This is a genomic window from Tenacibaculum soleae (assembly GCF_001693415.1).
Lineage (GTDB): Bacteria > Bacteroidota > Bacteroidia > Flavobacteriales > Flavobacteriaceae > Polaribacter > Polaribacter soleae.
The window spans coordinates 423,585-438,808 of the sequence record NZ_MAKX01000001.1 but is presented as its reverse complement, the minus strand read 5'-3'; the positions used below and the strand labels follow the sequence as shown (position 1 = coordinate 438,808).

Here is a 15,224-nt window from a genome sequence, read left to right as displayed (position 1 = left end):
CATGAGGAAATTGATCAGTTTTATACAGAAAAACATATCAGGAAAAAAGGTGTTATTACTTTTTGTATTAACCAATATAATCTACGCTTTGATGTTAACAATTACAATTCCTGGAACAATGAAGTTTTCAAACGGAATGAAATTGTTAGATATGATGCCTACAGGATATGATTATAATTATGTTACCGAGTTGTTTACATCACTTGGCGATGTTGGTCGTAAAACCTACCTAACAAATCAACTTCCCGTTGATATGATTTACCCTTTCCTTTTTGGTATTTCTTATTGCTTGCTTTCAGGATATTTTCTAAAAAAAATAAATAGATTAAAAAAACCTTTTATATATCTATGTTTACTTCCATTAATTACAGGGTTATTTGACTATTTAGAAAATTTTGGAATAATTGTAATGCTCAATAATTATACAGAAATAACACCTCTTTTAGTAAAAATAACAAGTGCGTTTACAATTATAAAAAGTATTACAACTAGCGCATATTTTATAAGCTTGGTTGTACTATTCATAGTATTCACTGCTAAAAAAATAAACAAAAAAACAAGCTAATTATGACAGGACCAGATACAACCCAAAAATTTCCATTAGCTAATTACGATCGACTTTGTTTTTTAAAAAACATCATTAAAAACCCGAATATTATTGTTGGCGATTATACCTATTATGATGATTTTGAAAATGTAGAAAACTTTGAAAAAAATGTAAAATATCATTTCGATTTTACAGGCGATAAATTAATTATTGGTAAGTTTTGTATGATAGCTTCTGATGTAAAGTTTATTATGAATGGAGCAAATCATTTAACCGATAGTATTTCTACTTATCCGTTTGCAATTTTTGGAAATGGATGGGAAAATGCGATGGAAGGAAAAACCTATCCGAAAAAAGGAAATATTAACATTGGTAACGATGTTTGGATTGGTTACAATGCAACAATTATGGCAGGTGTAACTATTGGCGATGGTGCTATCATCGCTACTAATGCTACCGTTGTAAAAGATGTACCTCCATATACAATTGTTGGAGGTAATCCAGCAAAAGAGATTAAAAGACGCTTTTCTGATGAAAAAATAGCACAACTTTTAGAACTGGAATGGTGGAATTGGGATATTGAAAAAATTACCAAAAACATTCAGAATTTAACTGATAATGAAGTTGAAAAACTGCTTAAATAATAGCCATGAAAACATTAGTAGTTGGCGCAAGCGGCGCAACAGGATCAAAATTAGTAGCACAACTTTTAGCCCAAAAACATAAGGTAAAAGTAATTGTAAGATCACCAGAAAAATTACCAAAATCGTGGAAAAACAACCGTGATTTAGAAATTATTCATGCAAGTATTTTAGAACTAAATGATGAGAAAATGAGTAGAATCGTTGCCGATTGTACTGCAATAGCTTCTTGTTTAGGGCATACATTGAGTTGGAAAGGAATTTATGGAAAACCCAGGCGATTGGTTACTGATGCGGTAAAAAAACTCTGCGATGCTGTAAAAAGCAACAACCCAAATCAAACAATTAAGTTTGTTTTAATGAATACAACAGGGAATAGAAACCGCGACTTAAACGAGCCGATTTCTATTGCACAAAGATTCGTAATTTTTTTACTTCGATTATTATTACCTCCACATGTTGATAATGAAAAAGCAGCTGATTATTTACGTTCTCAAATTGGTCAAAATAATAAATATATTGAATGGACTGCTGTTAGACCTGATTCATTGATTAATGAAAATAAAGTTACCGATTATGAAATTCATCCTTCACCAACAAGAAGTGCTATTTTTAATGCAGGTGACGTTAGCAGAAATAATGTAGCTAGTTTTATGAGTAAGCTAATCACAAAAAATGAACTTTGGGAACAGTGGAAAGGTAAAATGCCTGTAATTTATAATACATCAGAAATAAGCAAAAAAATAAGAGTGTAGTAACTAATTATGTTTTTTTAATCACCCTTTAATAATTAACATTTTTTTGACGCATAAAAATAGGGTTAAAATTATTAATTTTAGTAAACTTGTCCTAAATTTTAAAAATGAACTCACTTTATAAATCTATAAAAGGAAAAATAGCAATTTTAAATCTCTACAATGAAAAATTAAGAGATTTGAATATTGATTATAATTCGAGAGAAATTACTACTTCTTTCGGAAAAACAAATGTTATTGTAACAGGCAATGCGTCAAGTCCTCCGATGTTAATTGTGCATGGCTCTAATGGCTGTGCACCCATTGCTTTAGAAACTTACAAAGGGTTAGAATCAAGTTTCCAAATTTTTGCTATTGATGTATTAGCACAGCCTAATAAAAGTGCCGAAACTAGGTTGTCGATGAAAAACGATGATTACGGAAAATGGATGCATGAAGTAATTGATGCCTTACATTTAAAAAATGTATCGCTTGCCGGATTTTCCTTTGGAGGATTGGTTATTTTAAAAACATTAGCGTTTAAACAAGAAAATATAAAAGAAGTTTTTTTAACAGCTCCTGCGTACATTGTAAATGGGAATCCGTTAAAAGCATTGTTTAAGGTTTTTATTCCGATGAAACGTTATATGAAAACAAAAAAAGAGAAGTATGTACAGCGTTTTTTAAAAGAGTTATTTACAGAACAAGACAATTTTGCAATACAGTTTTTATCAGAAGTGTTTTTACATTTTACAATGGATTTTACACCCGTTCCTGTAATCAGTACAAAAGCTGCACAAGTAATTACTACTCCTATAACGCTTTTTGCAGCTAAAAATGATTTAATGTTTCCTGGCGAAAAAATGATTAAAAGAGCTAAAAAAATATTTCCATCATTAAAAAAAGTGATTTTATTAGAGCGGTCTAAACACGTACAGAGTTCGGTTGATAATATCTTAATTGTAAATGAAATTAAAAATTCATTATAAATGAACCGATTTTCATTATTATATAGTTTTTTAATTTGTGGTCTTTTAATGCTATCAGCATGTAATGATCAAAAGAAAATAGAAAAACCTAAAATCTCTTTTTCGTTTGATGATGGTGCTACACAAGATTTTCCGGGATATAAAAATGCTGACTGGAATCAATTATTACTAGGTAAACTGGCAGCAGAAAATGTAAAAGCAGTGTTGTTTGTTAAAGGAAAAAACTTAGATAATGAAGCAGGAAAAACGATTATAAAAAATTGGAATGATGCGGGTCATTTAATCGCAAATCACACGTATTCTCATCCGTATTTTAATAGTAAAAAAGTAAGTTTAAATCGTTTTAAACAAGAACTATTAAAAAATGATTCTTTAATTAACAAGTATTCAAATTTTACAAAATTATTTCGGTTTCCGTATTTAAAAGAAGGCAACACTGTTGAAAAAAGAGATGGCTTTAGAAAATTTTTAAAAGAACAGAATTATAAAACTGGCCACGTAACAATTGATGCTTCTGATTGGTATATTAATCAGCGTTTAGTAAAACGTTTAAAAGAAAATCCGCAAAGCGATATTTCAGGATATAGAAATTACTATTTAAAACATCTTTTTAATCGCGCGGAATATTATAATTCTTTAGGAAAAGAGTTAACTGGCAGACAAATTCATCACAATATATTATTGCATCATAATTTAACATCAGCATTGTTTATTGATGATTTAATCAAACACTTTAAAAAAAATGGTTGGGAGATTGTTAATGCAGAAAAAGCTTATAAAGATCCTATTTATGCTAAAACTCCTGTGACAATTCCAGCAGGCGAAAGTCTTTTATGGGCGTTAGCAAAGCAAACAAAAAAATACGATTCAATTTTACGTTATCCAGCAGAAGACAGTCGTTATGAAAAAGAAGCAATGGGTCGTTTAGGTCTTTAAAAATAAAGAATAACAAAATAAACTATGAAACAAGAATTAGAAGCATTTAAAATAATTGGTATTGCAGTAAGAACAACCAATGAAAATAATCAAGCCGCCAAAGACATAGGCACATTATGGAACACTTTTATGACGGAAGGTATTTTAGAAAAAATTCCGAATAAAACAGCATCCGATATATATTCAATATATACCGATTATGAAAGTGATTATACCAAGCCGTATACTACAATTTTAGGATGCCGCGTAAACAATATTGATGAAATTCCTGAAGGTTTTGTCGCAATAACGATAGAAGCTTCATCATATAAAAAATTTATAGCAAAAGGAGATTTAACCAAAGGAGCTGTTTATGAAAAATGGAATACTATATGGAAAACAGATTTAGATAGGAGTTACACCGCCGATTTTGAAATATACGGAGCAGCAGCTCAAGATCCATTAAATGCCGAAGTAGATATTTTTATCGCTGTAAATTCTTAAAAGATAAAACAATGCAATACGATAAAGATTTAGAATCTGTACACAAAAGTCTTTTTTTAGAAGCACGAGCATTTCTTTTGTCTTTTGATGGAATTATAGAAACAAAAAAGGAACGCATTACAACGTATGCTAATAAAAATGGTGGAATTTGTTATTTAAGAACCATGCCTTATGGTATTGATTTTGGGTTTTTAAAAGGCGCAAAAATGAAGGATGAATTAGGTTTCCTTACAGGAAAGGGAAAAGTAGTTCGGGTTTTATCAGTAAAAGAGTTTGATAAGAATGTGGTTACATATTATCTAAAACAAGCCATAGAAATAAATGAACTATAACGAAGTTATACAATGCTTATATGATTTACAAGACCCTGAAAAAATTGTTTTTAAAGAGCAGAAATTCGGAATTGTAGCGCATAACTCTTTTGGTATTTATCACAAAGAATTAAAAATGATTGCCAAAGAAATAGGAACAAATTATGAATTAGCGTTGCAGTTATTTGATAGCGGAATTTATGAAGCACGACTTCTGTGTAGTAAAATATTCAACCCAAAAGATATTACGGAAGAGTTAATGGAAAAATGGGTTGTAACTTTTGAAAATTGGGAAATATGCGACAGTTTTTCTATGGGATTATTTGCAAAAAGTGATTTAGCATTGGCTAAAATATTAGAATGGACAAATCGAAAAGCTGAATTTGAAAAAAGAGCAGGGTTTGCAATTTTAGCATCCTATTGTATGGCCGATAAAAAATCAGACAATGAGCTTTTTGAGCAATTTTTTCCGATTATTATACAACAAGCAACAGATGATAGATTGTATGTTAAAAAAGCGGTGAACTGGGCGTTAAGAAATATCGGAAAACGAAATGTTGACTTAAACGAAATGGTAATAGAAGTAGCCAATGATATTCTAAAATTAGAAAATAAATCAGCAAAATGGATAGCAAAAAATGCATTAACAGAACTGCAGAAAGATACCGTTAGAATGTCTGATTATCCTAGAGAAATTTATAGGAAAAAGGTGAAAATTAACGAATAAACTTAACAACTAAAAAAATGAAAATGAAACACCTTTTTACAATAATAATATTAGTAGGAGCTATAATGGTTTCTTGTTCTGATGATATTATAGATGTCTCTTCAACAAGTAAATTTATTGTTATTCCTGATGCAAATTTTGAAAAAGAATTGATTAATCAAGGAATTGATTCTGACGGAATTGTAAATCAAAAAGTTCTTAGAATAGATGTAATAGATGTTGAGTATTTAAACATTTCTTACCCAGGGGCTTCACAAATAATTGAAGACTTAACAGGAATTGAAGGTTTTACCAATTTAAAACGATTATACGCAATAGCTAACCGTTTAACTTCAGTAGATATAAGTAAAAACACAAAATTAGATACTTTACATTTAATGGCTAATGATTTAAAAAGTATAAAAGGATTATCAAAAGCAACCAATTTAAAATGGTTAAATCTATCACATAATTTGTTTGAAGAATTTACATTAGACAACACTAGTTTAACTAACATTTTAATGAGCCATAACGAATTAGTATCGTTTGACGCTAGTAAAGCCATTAATTTAGAAACAGTGTATTTATTAACCAATAAAATACTGTCAATAGATTTTGCTAATAATCCTAAATTAGAAGCTATTAATGTATCTAATAATAAGTTAACCAACATTAATTTTGGGTTAAAAAACAAACTTTATTATTTATCAATCTTCGAAAACTTTATAACTCAATTAGATGTAAGTAATTTTGATAATCTTGATTATTTATTAGCTGACAGAAACCCTAATCTACCTTGTATAAAAATTAAAAATGGTCAACATATACCAACTTTACAACTGTCAGACTATCAGCAAGTAAATCTAAGTTGTGATTAAAATAAACAATTCAAATTAATATGAAAAAATTAGTCCCTCTATTATCAATATGTATTTTACTATTTACAGCATGTAATTCAGATAATGATGACATACCAATTATCGTTGCCACAGAAATATATAATTTTACAGGTACCGTTGTAGACGGTTCAAATGCGCCTATAGAAAATGCAACAATAACTTTAACCACACACGAAGTAACTACGGATGAAAATGGAAATTTCACATTAAATAACGTAACCTTAGAAACCGATTATGCGTATATTAAAGTAGCTAAAGATGATTATATAGGTGGTTTACGGATGCTGACCAGTTTAGAAGAAAACAACACTATAAAATTTTCTTTATTAAACGATCATTTAGTAACAATATTAGGTACTGGTGGTGATAGTGAAGTGAATTTTCCGACTGGATTAAAATTTAAAATTAATGGTAATATTAAAAAAGAAGATGGAAGTCCTTTCGCTGGATTTATGTATCCAGTTATTCATCATATAACTCCATTTAATCTAGCTATAGAAACTATAATTCCTGGAGAAAATAGTATGAGTGAAGATAATTATGGATTTGTATACGTAAAGTTAGAAGACGCAACCAAAAACTGGCTAGATATTGCAAACGGGCATTCTGCTACGTTAGAGTTTGATATTGACGACGATTTATTACCAACAGCTCCTGAAACTGTAAAAGTTTATAACTTTAATAAAGAAACAGGTTTATGGATATTGTATGGAACCGCTACAAAAACAAAAATCTTAGATGTTTGGGTTTATCAAACAACCATAGCATCTTTTAAAAATGCTTGGTTTAAATTAGAGGCTGAATAGTAAAAGTATTTAGATTCGTTAAAACATAAACCTCAGAATTAAACTTAATCCTGAGGTTTTTTGTTTACAAAAGGCTCTTCTATTTAAAACGGATATCTCTTAACGTTTTTATGCTGCCATAAAAGATTAACAATACTCCATTTACCATCAAGTTTTATTAAATGCAAATATTCTACCCAATTATCAGAATATAATTTAACGGTTGCTATACGATGATAAACATCTAATATTTTAATTTGATTGTTTGGGGTAGGTGGAAAACGAGTATTTGATTTATTCCAATTTGCAGCATTTTTAAGCATTCTTTTTTTAGGAATGGCTGTAACAACCTCTTTTCTTAATTTTCTATTATAACCTATCGTTACCTTGTTTAAGCTATCATTCATAACCTCTTGCATTAAATTAGGTTTTAATTCTTGCAGCGCAATTAAATAACCCAATGAAATTCGCTTAATTTCTAAGCTGTCTTTTTGTGAAGCTTTTTTGCTTAAAGTAATATGTTGATTATTAGCAATATTTCGTCCTCGTAAAAATTTCATATTTGGATCGTAATGACCTTGTTTGATATAATTTCCAAATTTATCATACTCTTTAGTACCAATTGAAAACCCAAATTGATTTATAACCAACTTATTATTTTTATCATGATAAGTATACTTTATGTGGTTGCCGTTTTTATCATAAGTATCCTGATATGAGGCAACTCCAACAGAATTATTTACAACATCTAAATTTTTATTTAAATTATAATTTCCTATTGGTGATCCGTCTTTTCTAAAGGTCATTCCTGTAATACCAAATTCAAAATAGTTTGAAATATTTCTTGGTTTATTATCTAAATCAAATCTTTTCTCAACCACCATTTTACGGTTTTTAAACCATTGGTAACAGGCAATTTGCCAATTAGATTCCATTGGTTTATTATTTATATCAAAAAATTCTAGCTTCGAATAATTTCCTTTTTTATCAACAGTAAAAACTTCTTTATAAACTTGTCTATCATTGGTTATTCTTTTTCCATTTTTATTAAAAAAAGTCCTCGTTTCTGTATTATTTATGTAAGTAATTATTGTTTTGTATGCGCCGATTGAAGCCAACGGATGTCTTCTTTCAGTAAAATAATGATTGTTTGTTATTTCAATAAGTTGATTAGCATTATTGTATGTAAAAATATAATGCGACGTTTTTTTGGCTGTTACCGCATTAATGGGATAAGTTCCGGTTAGTTTTATATAAGGCGAAACATGATTGTACCGTAAATGTCTAAAATAATTATTGGTGTTTTGGGCTAGTGTAATGCTAGTAATACACAGTGTAAGTAACGAAATTGCTAATTTTTTAATGGTCATTTTTTTAATTTTAAAAATCAAACGAAACTAGAAAAGTAATTGACAGCTTTATTTATTTGTAGACTTAATGAGTCAAAACGTTGACAGAAAATACTTTTTTATATTTAGAGCGATTAATTTGCTTAAAAAAACTGTTTAACCATACTTTATAAGCTTTTGTCTATTAAAATCAGCAGCAATAATTTATTTTTTTAAGTTTGAAGTAAAACGTGATTTTAGCGTTCGCATAAATTGTATATTTAATATTGATGAAAAAAATTGTACCTGCAAACGTTTTACAAAAAACAATCTTCTGGATTGTTATGTTTATTTACTTGTTAAGTACTTATTGGTTTAAACAACACGATAAATTATTTGTGGTGCAGTATATTGCGTTTAAAGTATTTTTGCAGTTTCTATTTAGCATTTTTACCTTTTATCTTCTAATTCCGTATTTTTTAAATAAAAAACGAATTGTTTTATTTGTACTAGGGGCTTTAATGGTTATTTACTTATTACGATTTTTTTATATCGTTGTTATTATCAATTATTTTCAAATTTCTTTTCCTGAAATTTATAAAATGCGACCGCCTTTTTTATTGTGGGATCGATTACTTTCTTTGGTTTCTTTTATCAATAATATTATGTGGCTTGTTTTTCCTTCAATCATATTAATTGCTATAAAATATTATCAAGATCAAAAGGATATTATTGCTTTAAAGGAGCAAAAAAAAACGACCGAACTTAATTTACTTAAGCATCAATTAAATCCACATTTTTTATTTAATACCTTAAATAATTTATATGCATTGGCATTAAAAAAATCAGATAAAACCCCAGAAGTAATAGCCAAACTTTCTGAAATTTTAGATTATATATTGTATCAATGTAAAGATAAATATGTGCCTATTGCTAAAGAAATAGATTTACTAGAAAACTACATCGCTTTAGAAAAAGTTAGGTATGGAAATAGGGTAAGAGTTATTTTTGAAAAAAATAGTAATCAAAATGTAAAAATAGCACCATTAATTTTGCTAACTTTTGTTGAAAATGCTTTTAAACACGGTATAAGTCAAGAATTAAACAAAGGAATTATTGAGTTAGATTTATCAGCTACTACAAAAGAAATTATTTTTAAATTAAAGAATACTAAACCTAAATCACATCAAAGAAAAGAAGATGTTGAAAAGCATTCAATTGGTATGAAAAACACCCAAAAACAATTAAATTTATTGTATCCAAATAATGGATATTCTTTAAAAATTAATAATGAAGAATTAAGTTATTATTTAGAATTAAAATTAACGGTATATGAAAAAGTATAAATGTTTAATTGTTGATGATGAAGAATTGGCAAGAGAGTTAATTGCTACACATTTAAATCAATTACCAGATTTTGAAATTGTGGCTGTTTGCGCATCAGCAATAGAAGCCAGTAGTGTGTTAAAAACTGAATTGGTAGATTTAATGTTTTTAGATATTGAAATGCCTGTTTTAAAAGGCATTGAATTTTTAAAAAACTTAGCCAACAAGCCTAAAGTAATATTTACAACCGCACACAGAGAATATGCTATTGAAAGTTACGAATTAAATGTGGTTGATTATTTATTAAAACCTATTGTTTTTACTCGGTTTTTTAAGGCGATAGAAAAATTTTTAGACACACAAACGGTAGAGAAACCTGCTAATAAAAAGGAAGAGGCTACACACATGTTTGTTCAAAGTAATAAAAAAAACATCAAGGTTTTGTTTGAAGATATTTTATATATAGAAAGTATAAAGGATTATATCAGAATACATACGTTAGCTGCTAAGTTGGTAATTAAACATGGTATTTCAGCTTTTGAAGAAAAATTAGACAATCGTTTTATAAGAGTGCATCGTTCATATATTGTAAACTCTCAAAAGGTAACTGCATATACGAAACAAGATATTGAAATAAGTAAAATTGAAATTCCGATAGGTGATTTGTATAAAAAGAATGCCTTAGAAAGATTAAAACTATAAAAGGAATACTAAATTTAGTACTCCTTTTTTTATGATTCTTTATTCGGTTACCTTATAATTTCCAGGAGTAAATTGAAATACTTTCATCAATCGAGTCCACGTATTTATTTGTGATATAGCCAAAGCTAAGTAGCATATTTCTTCTTTAGAAAAGAATTCTAACAACGGATTATAAATTTCATCTGGAATAATACCTCGCGACAATTTTGTTAAAGCATCAGTAAACTTTAAAACAGCCCTTTCTTTATCTGTAAAATACGGAGTTTCTTCCCAAACACATAACGAGGATAATCGCAATTCGGTCTCGCCTGTTTTTTTGAGCTCTTTATAATGCATGTCTACACAATAAGCACAACCATTTTTTTGTGCTACTCGTAATCTTATAATTTCAAGTAATTGCATTTCCAATGCAGATTCTTCAATAAAGTTTTCAATTTCTCGTAATTTTTCAAACATCCCATTTGGAATGTCTTTGTAAGCTATTCGTTCCATACTATTTGTTTTTAATTATGAAACAAAGGTATTTTACAGACAGATGAAGTTTCCTTAAGATATCTTAAGAAATTAATTTTGATTCCCTTTTTTTCTAATTTCACTCAAGTATTCTGGTGTAATATCCAGATAAGAAGCAATCATATATTGCGGAACTCTTTGGGCAAAATCTGGTATTTGAGCTACTAAAATAAAGTAACGCTCTTTACTGCTTTTTTTCATGTAAATTTCATCTTTACGTTGAAGTGCAATCAATGTATTTTCAGCAATTATTCTAAAAACACGTTCTAATTGCGGAACTTTTACATATAAATCTTCTAATTGCGTCTTTGTAATTTGAAGTACTGTAGTTTCTTCTATCGCTTGAATTGAGTTAATTGTAGGTGTTTTATTTATAAAGCTATCTAAATTGGTAATCCACCAGTTTTCAATCCCAAAAGCACTGATGCTTTCATTGCCATTTTCTTCCACTCTAAACTGACGTACCAATCCTTTTAGGATAAAATACTTGTATTTACAAATATGATTTTGTTCGATTATAAATTCTTTTTTCTGGTAGATTTGTTCAGTGCAAGTACTATAAATGAGTTGAATTTCATGGTCAGTAAATTCAGCATAACGTATTAAGTATTTTTGTAATTGCTCTTTCATTATAAATATTTACTATTACAAAGGTGCTTAAAATTTATTCAAACTCCATAACCTCACCATCTTTTGGTATGAAAGTTTTTTTAATAAGTTGATGTTTCGTTAATTCTGTTTCTAATTGTTTTCTAGTAGTAGGGCAGTGGTTAACCGCTTCTAAATGATTAGCAATAACAAATTTGGGCGCATTTTTAACAAATTTGGTAATATCTTTTAAGGTCATTAAAAGCGGTTTAAAAATGTCTAGTTGCGCTGTTCCGCTTGCTACAATACTAATATCTGGTTTGTATTCTTTAAGAACTTTATCAACATCATTAGTGTAAATAGTATCAGCACTTATATAAATTGATTTTTCATTTTTAAGATTGATAAAAAATCCCATAACGTTACCCATAGGCTTGGCAATAAATCCATAACCGTGTTTTGCTGGAATACCTTCAATTGTTCCGCCAAGAAAATCGGATTGTTTCCAATATGCCACCGTTTGAGTTACATTTAAACCTCTTTTTACAAGTATTTTTTTGTCTTTTATACTACAAATTACTGGAGTATTTCTTTCTTTTAAAAACGTTTCAGCTGCTCTATCTAAATGATCTGGATGTAGGTGTGTAATTAAACAATGTGTGGTTTTGTTTACGATTTCCATTGCATTATCAGGTAAATCGAGTATTGGGTTCCGTAATGGTTTAAACCTAAACAATGTAAATGGCGGACCAGCAGTTCCTTTTTTTCCTAACATTGGATCTACTAAAATAACTTTATCATTAGCTTCAATAACGAGTGTAGCATTTCTTACATGATGTATTTTCATAATTATATTATTTAAGACACAAAATTGAAAAAAGAAAGATCAGTATCCATTGATTCAAATCAAGAAATGCGTTTTCGTATTCTGCTTAAGGTTTCTGGAGAAATATTTAGATAAGAAGCGATGTGATATTGTGGAATTTTCTCTAACCAAGTAGGTTTATAAATAAACAATTCTTTATAAAGCTCATCAGCGGTTTTCGTAATTCTGTTATATTCTAAAAGCTCTTTGTGTTTTAATAATTTTTGAAAAGATAAATCGATAAATGACTTTCCACATTCATATTTTTTTAAGAGTTCTCCAAACGCATTTTTATCAACAACAAGAAGTGTTACTTCAGTTAATGTTTCTTGATTTTTTTTGGTTTTTAAATCGTTATTAAACGAAGATAAATCGGTAATAAATTGTGGTTTGGTATAAAAATTAATGTTAGTTTCTTTTTCTGAAGTAGCAAAATACTCTCTTATAACTCCAGAATTTAAAAAACGAAGTTGTTTTTCTTCAGTGTCAGCTTTTAATATTTGTGTACCTTTTTTTATAGTTTCTTTTTTAAATAAACAAAGCAACTCTTTTAATCCATTTTGATTTAAAGGATATTCTGTTTCAAAAAAATTAGATATTTCGTTAAAATCACTCATAGATACTGTTCTTCTTAAGTTTTCAATGTAGCAAATTTAGGTTTTCAAAAGTAAAAAATAATACAGGTTTTTACTTTTGAAAAATCAACTATTTTATTTGGAACAATCATTCTGTTATTTATATATTTGCAAACGGAACGATTGTTCTGGTATTGTTTAAAACATAAAAAAAATAGAAATTATGAGTAATTTAAATGGAAAAGTAGCTGTAGTAACTGGTGGAAATAGTGGTATTGGTTATGCGTCTGCTAAAGAATTAAAAAGCAAAGGTGCTACCGTAATTATTACAGGAAGAAATGCCGAAAAAGTAGCAACAGCAGCGCAAGAATTAGGAGTAAAAGGAATTGTTGCAGATGTAAACGATCTAAACGCTATTGATAGCTTAGTGGCATCAGTAAAAAACGATTTTAATAAAGTAGATGTGTTATTTGTAAACGCAGGAATTTTTGCACCTGCACCTGTTGGACAAATAACAGAAGAAATGTTTGATCATCAAATAGGAATTAATTTTAAAGGCGCTGTATTTACTACCGAAAAGTTTTTACCAGTTTTAAATGATGGTGCTTCAATTATTAATTTATCGTCAATAAACGCGTATACAGGTATGCCAAATACAGCAATTTATGCAGCTTCAAAAGCAGCATTAAATTCATACACACGAACGGCAGCTACTGAGTTAGCACCAAGAAAAATCAGAATTAATTCGGTAAATCCAGGGCCAATAGCAACGCCAATTTTTAGAAAAACAGGTATGCCAGAGGAGCAATTAAACGGTTTTGCAGCAACCTTGCAAAATCGCATACCTTTAAAGCGATTTGGTCAACCAGAAGATGTTGCCAAATTAGTATCGTTTTTAGCAAGTGACGACGCATCATTTATTACAGGAAGTGAATATAATATTGATGGTGGAACGAATGTAAATCCGCTAGTGAGTTAAATTTTTTTATTATTTTTTGGAATGATGATTCCAATAATTTTATCTTTGTGGAAGTGTTTTACGCTTCCACATTTTTTATATATGCCAAGAGTTAAGTTATTTGATGAGAATGAAGTTTTAATCAAAGCAATGAATTTGTTTTGGAAACAAGGATATGCTGCAACTTCAATTAATGATTTAGTGAGCCATTTAGGTATTAACAGAGCTAGTTTGTACAGTACTTTTGGTGATAAGGATACGTTATTTAAAAAAGCGTTTCAGTATTACAGAAAAACAGGAATTGAAGGTTTAAGACAATTTTTTAAAAATCATGAAAATGTAAAGGAAGCATTTTCTAAATTATTTGAAATAGCCATTGATGAGGCAATTTGTGACGCTGATAAAAAAGGTTGTTTTGTGGTAAATGCAACAACCGAATTGGTTCCTGGAGACCCAACAATTTTTAAAGCATTAGAAGAAAATAAAAAAGAATTGGAAACAGTATTTTTTAATGCTTTACAAAAAGGAAAAGATAAAGGACAATTAAAATCAAAGCAAGATTTAAAAACAGTAGCTTCTTTATTATATACCATCTATAGTGGGGTACGAGTAGTTTCAAAAATTAATCCAGATAAAAAAGAATTAACAAGTTCCGTAAATTTAGCATTATCATTATTAAATTGAAAAAAAGCGCAAGTAAAAAATACTTACGCTTAAAATTTACTTTGAATTAAATTTTAAAATTCTAAATCAGCAACTAAGTCAAATTCATCATAAATAGCTTTGTCTTTTAAATTATCGAAAAAACTTGTAGAACCATATTTTACATTAAATTTTGAACGATCAATTTTTAAAGATACACTAGCTTTATTTCCATACACAGATAGTGTAAATTTAACAGAGTTTGTTTTTCCTTTAATAGTAAGATCTCCAGTAACTTTGTAAGCATTTTTTCCAATACTTTTTACCTTTTTAAACTTTAAAGTTGCTGTTGGAAATTTTTTAACTCCAAAAAAATCATCCGATTTTAAATGCCCTTCCAATTTACCTTTGTATTCTCCGTCTAAGTCGGTATTATTAATAGATAGCATATCAATAACAAATGCTCCCCCAGTTAATTTATTGTCATTAAAATTTAAATGACCCGATTTTATTGCAATAGTTCCTTGGTGTGATCCTGTAACTTTATAACCTTTCCAAATTACATTACTTTTAGTAACGTTAATTTCCTTTCTTTCCTTTTTTATAGTTGTAAAAGAAAAAGTTAAAAGAGCCATAAAGGCAATAGTTGCGATGTTTTTTATTGATTTATTCATTGTTTATTTTTTTTAATTGTTA

At 28.8% G+C, this 15,224-nt stretch carries 20 protein-coding genes; 14 read left to right on the top strand and 6 right to left on the bottom strand.

Translation table 11 applies throughout. The features are described 5' to 3' along the window. The first annotated feature begins 1 nt into the window (after position 1). From BA195_RS01950 to BA195_RS01905, 10 genes are all read left to right on the top strand, one after another. Positions 2 to 565: a hypothetical protein gene (locus tag BA195_RS01950; RefSeq protein WP_068701901.1), complete on the top strand. Its 564-nt coding sequence runs from the start codon at positions 2 to 4 to the stop codon at positions 563 to 565. A gap of 2 nt (positions 566 to 567) precedes the next feature. Continuing rightward, positions 568 to 1,191 carry a CatB-related O-acetyltransferase gene (locus BA195_RS01945; RefSeq protein WP_068701899.1) on the top strand — a complete coding sequence of 208 codons (624 nt, stop codon included), beginning with the start codon at positions 568 to 570 and terminating at the stop codon, positions 1,189 to 1,191. 5 nt (positions 1,192 to 1,196) lie between these two features. Continuing rightward, the gene (locus BA195_RS01940; protein ID WP_068701897.1) at positions 1,197 to 1,943 is read left to right on the top strand and encodes an NAD(P)-dependent oxidoreductase; all 747 of its coding nucleotides are present in this window, start codon (positions 1,197 to 1,199) and stop codon (positions 1,941 to 1,943) included. 107 nt (positions 1,944 to 2,050) lie between these two features. Further along, positions 2,051 to 2,911, top strand: coding sequence for an alpha/beta hydrolase (locus tag BA195_RS01935; RefSeq protein ID WP_068701896.1), 861 nt, complete (start codon positions 2,051 to 2,053; stop codon positions 2,909 to 2,911). Beyond that, positions 2,912 to 3,847: a polysaccharide deacetylase family protein gene (locus tag BA195_RS01930; protein ID WP_068701893.1), complete on the top strand. Its 936-nt coding sequence runs from the start codon at positions 2,912 to 2,914 to the stop codon at positions 3,845 to 3,847. It abuts the gene before it with no gap. A 24-nt stretch (positions 3,848 to 3,871) separates the two neighbouring features. Beyond that, positions 3,872 to 4,330 (top strand): GyrI-like domain-containing protein, encoded by a 459-nt coding sequence (locus BA195_RS01925; RefSeq protein ID WP_068701891.1) that lies wholly within the window; start codon positions 3,872 to 3,874, stop codon positions 4,328 to 4,330. 11 nt (positions 4,331 to 4,341) lie between these two features. Beyond that, complete coding sequence (locus BA195_RS01920) at positions 4,342 to 4,662, top strand: hypothetical protein (RefSeq protein WP_068701889.1); 321 nt, start codon at positions 4,342 to 4,344, stop codon at positions 4,660 to 4,662. Then, positions 4,652 to 5,368, top strand: a complete 717-nt coding sequence (locus BA195_RS01915; protein WP_068701887.1) for a DNA alkylation repair protein — start codon at positions 4,652 to 4,654, stop codon at positions 5,366 to 5,368. The genes BA195_RS01920 and BA195_RS01915 overlap by 11 nt, the downstream gene beginning before the upstream one ends. A gap of 23 nt (positions 5,369 to 5,391) precedes the next feature. Beyond that, complete coding sequence (locus tag BA195_RS01910; protein WP_141677642.1) at positions 5,392 to 6,225, top strand: leucine-rich repeat domain-containing protein; 834 nt, start codon at positions 5,392 to 5,394, stop codon at positions 6,223 to 6,225. A gap of 20 nt (positions 6,226 to 6,245) precedes the next feature. Then, the gene (locus tag BA195_RS01905; RefSeq protein ID WP_068701883.1) at positions 6,246 to 7,052 is read left to right on the top strand and encodes a carboxypeptidase-like regulatory domain-containing protein; all 807 of its coding nucleotides are present in this window, start codon (positions 6,246 to 6,248) and stop codon (positions 7,050 to 7,052) included. Between the two features lie 83 nt (positions 7,053 to 7,135). On the opposite strand, the gene BA195_RS01900 is transcribed toward BA195_RS01905, so the two are convergent. Continuing rightward, complete coding sequence (locus BA195_RS01900) at positions 7,136 to 8,401, bottom strand: nuclear transport factor 2 family protein (protein ID WP_068701881.1); 1,266 nt, start codon at positions 8,399 to 8,401, stop codon at positions 7,136 to 7,138. Positions 8,402 to 8,649: 248 nt separating this feature from the next. On the opposite strand from BA195_RS01900, the gene BA195_RS01895 reads away from it, so the two are divergent. Together BA195_RS01895 and BA195_RS01890 are read left to right on the top strand one after the other, a co-directional pair. After that, the gene (locus BA195_RS01895) at positions 8,650 to 9,705 is read left to right on the top strand and encodes a sensor histidine kinase (RefSeq protein ID WP_068701879.1); all 1,056 of its coding nucleotides are present in this window, start codon (positions 8,650 to 8,652) and stop codon (positions 9,703 to 9,705) included. Beyond that, positions 9,692 to 10,387 carry a LytR/AlgR family response regulator transcription factor gene (locus BA195_RS01890; RefSeq protein WP_068701876.1) on the top strand — a complete coding sequence of 232 codons (696 nt, stop codon included), beginning with the start codon at positions 9,692 to 9,694 and terminating at the stop codon, positions 10,385 to 10,387. Before BA195_RS01895 ends, BA195_RS01890 begins: the two co-directional genes overlap by 14 nt. A gap of 39 nt (positions 10,388 to 10,426) precedes the next feature. On the opposite strand, the gene BA195_RS01885 is transcribed toward BA195_RS01890, so the two are convergent. The 4 genes from BA195_RS01885 to BA195_RS01870 form a co-directional block, all read right to left on the bottom strand. After that, positions 10,427 to 10,879: a carboxymuconolactone decarboxylase family protein gene (locus BA195_RS01885; RefSeq protein ID WP_068701874.1), complete on the bottom strand. Its 453-nt coding sequence runs from the start codon at positions 10,877 to 10,879 to the stop codon at positions 10,427 to 10,429. 72 nt (positions 10,880 to 10,951) lie between these two features. Then, positions 10,952 to 11,530 carry a Crp/Fnr family transcriptional regulator gene (locus tag BA195_RS01880; protein ID WP_068701872.1) on the bottom strand — a complete coding sequence of 193 codons (579 nt, stop codon included), beginning with the start codon at positions 11,528 to 11,530 and terminating at the stop codon, positions 10,952 to 10,954. Between the two features lie 34 nt (positions 11,531 to 11,564). After that, a complete protein-coding gene (locus BA195_RS01875) occupies positions 11,565 to 12,335 on the bottom strand; it encodes an MBL fold metallo-hydrolase (protein ID WP_068701870.1) in 771 nt (256 codons plus the stop codon). Between the two features lie 59 nt (positions 12,336 to 12,394). Then, positions 12,395 to 12,970: a Crp/Fnr family transcriptional regulator gene (locus BA195_RS01870; protein WP_068701867.1), complete on the bottom strand. Its 576-nt coding sequence runs from the start codon at positions 12,968 to 12,970 to the stop codon at positions 12,395 to 12,397. 181 nt (positions 12,971 to 13,151) lie between these two features. Between BA195_RS01870 and BA195_RS01865 the strand changes: the two genes are divergently transcribed. Both BA195_RS01865 and BA195_RS01860 read left to right on the top strand, forming a co-directional pair. Continuing rightward, a complete protein-coding gene (locus tag BA195_RS01865) occupies positions 13,152 to 13,907 on the top strand; it encodes an SDR family NAD(P)-dependent oxidoreductase (protein WP_068701865.1) in 756 nt (251 codons plus the stop codon). Between the two features lie 21 nt (positions 13,908 to 13,928). Beyond that, a complete protein-coding gene (locus BA195_RS01860; protein ID WP_245662307.1) occupies positions 13,929 to 14,570 on the top strand; it encodes a TetR/AcrR family transcriptional regulator in 642 nt (213 codons plus the stop codon). Between the two features lie 53 nt (positions 14,571 to 14,623). Here BA195_RS01860 and BA195_RS01855 read toward each other — a convergent pair whose 3' ends face one another. Then, complete coding sequence (locus tag BA195_RS01855; RefSeq protein ID WP_068701861.1) at positions 14,624 to 15,202, bottom strand: YceI family protein; 579 nt, start codon at positions 15,200 to 15,202, stop codon at positions 14,624 to 14,626. Positions 15,203 to 15,224: the final 22 nt, after the last annotated feature.

Excerpts from the sequence above, each read along its gene's own strand:
- BA195_RS01950 (WP_068701901.1), top strand. The coding sequence starts at position 2 with ATGAGGAAATTGATCAGTTTTATACAGAAAAACATATCAGGAAAAAAG.
- BA195_RS01945 (WP_068701899.1), top strand. The coding sequence starts at position 568 with ATGACAGGACCAGATACAACCCAAAAATTTCCATTAGCTAATTACGAT.
- BA195_RS01940 (WP_068701897.1), top strand. The coding sequence starts at position 1,197 with ATGAAAACATTAGTAGTTGGCGCAAGCGGCGCAACAGGATCAAAATTA.
- BA195_RS01935 (WP_068701896.1), top strand. The coding sequence starts at position 2,051 with ATGAACTCACTTTATAAATCTATAAAAGGAAAAATAGCAATTTTAAAT.
- BA195_RS01930 (WP_068701893.1), top strand. The coding sequence starts at position 2,912 with ATGAACCGATTTTCATTATTATATAGTTTTTTAATTTGTGGTCTTTTA.
- BA195_RS01925 (WP_068701891.1), top strand. The coding sequence starts at position 3,872 with ATGAAACAAGAATTAGAAGCATTTAAAATAATTGGTATTGCAGTAAGA.
- BA195_RS01920 (WP_068701889.1), top strand. The coding sequence starts at position 4,342 with ATGCAATACGATAAAGATTTAGAATCTGTACACAAAAGTCTTTTTTTA.
- BA195_RS01915 (WP_068701887.1), top strand. The coding sequence starts at position 4,652 with ATGAACTATAACGAAGTTATACAATGCTTATATGATTTACAAGACCCT.
- BA195_RS01910 (WP_141677642.1), top strand. The coding sequence starts at position 5,392 with ATGAAACACCTTTTTACAATAATAATATTAGTAGGAGCTATAATGGTT.
- BA195_RS01905 (WP_068701883.1), top strand. The coding sequence starts at position 6,246 with ATGAAAAAATTAGTCCCTCTATTATCAATATGTATTTTACTATTTACA.
- BA195_RS01900 (WP_068701881.1), bottom strand. The coding sequence starts at position 8,401 with ATGACCATTAAAAAATTAGCAATTTCGTTACTTACACTGTGTATTACT.
- BA195_RS01895 (WP_068701879.1), top strand. The coding sequence starts at position 8,650 with ATGAAAAAAATTGTACCTGCAAACGTTTTACAAAAAACAATCTTCTGG.
- BA195_RS01890 (WP_068701876.1), top strand. The coding sequence starts at position 9,692 with ATGAAAAAGTATAAATGTTTAATTGTTGATGATGAAGAATTGGCAAGA.
- BA195_RS01885 (WP_068701874.1), bottom strand. The coding sequence starts at position 10,879 with ATGGAACGAATAGCTTACAAAGACATTCCAAATGGGATGTTTGAAAAA.
- BA195_RS01880 (WP_068701872.1), bottom strand. The coding sequence starts at position 11,530 with ATGAAAGAGCAATTACAAAAATACTTAATACGTTATGCTGAATTTACT.
- BA195_RS01875 (WP_068701870.1), bottom strand. The coding sequence starts at position 12,335 with ATGAAAATACATCATGTAAGAAATGCTACACTCGTTATTGAAGCTAAT.
- BA195_RS01870 (WP_068701867.1), bottom strand. The coding sequence starts at position 12,970 with ATGAGTGATTTTAACGAAATATCTAATTTTTTTGAAACAGAATATCCT.
- BA195_RS01865 (WP_068701865.1), top strand. The coding sequence starts at position 13,152 with ATGAGTAATTTAAATGGAAAAGTAGCTGTAGTAACTGGTGGAAATAGT.
- BA195_RS01860 (WP_245662307.1), top strand. The coding sequence starts at position 13,929 with ATGATGATTCCAATAATTTTATCTTTGTGGAAGTGTTTTACGCTTCCA.
- BA195_RS01855 (WP_068701861.1), bottom strand. The coding sequence starts at position 15,202 with ATGAATAAATCAATAAAAAACATCGCAACTATTGCCTTTATGGCTCTT.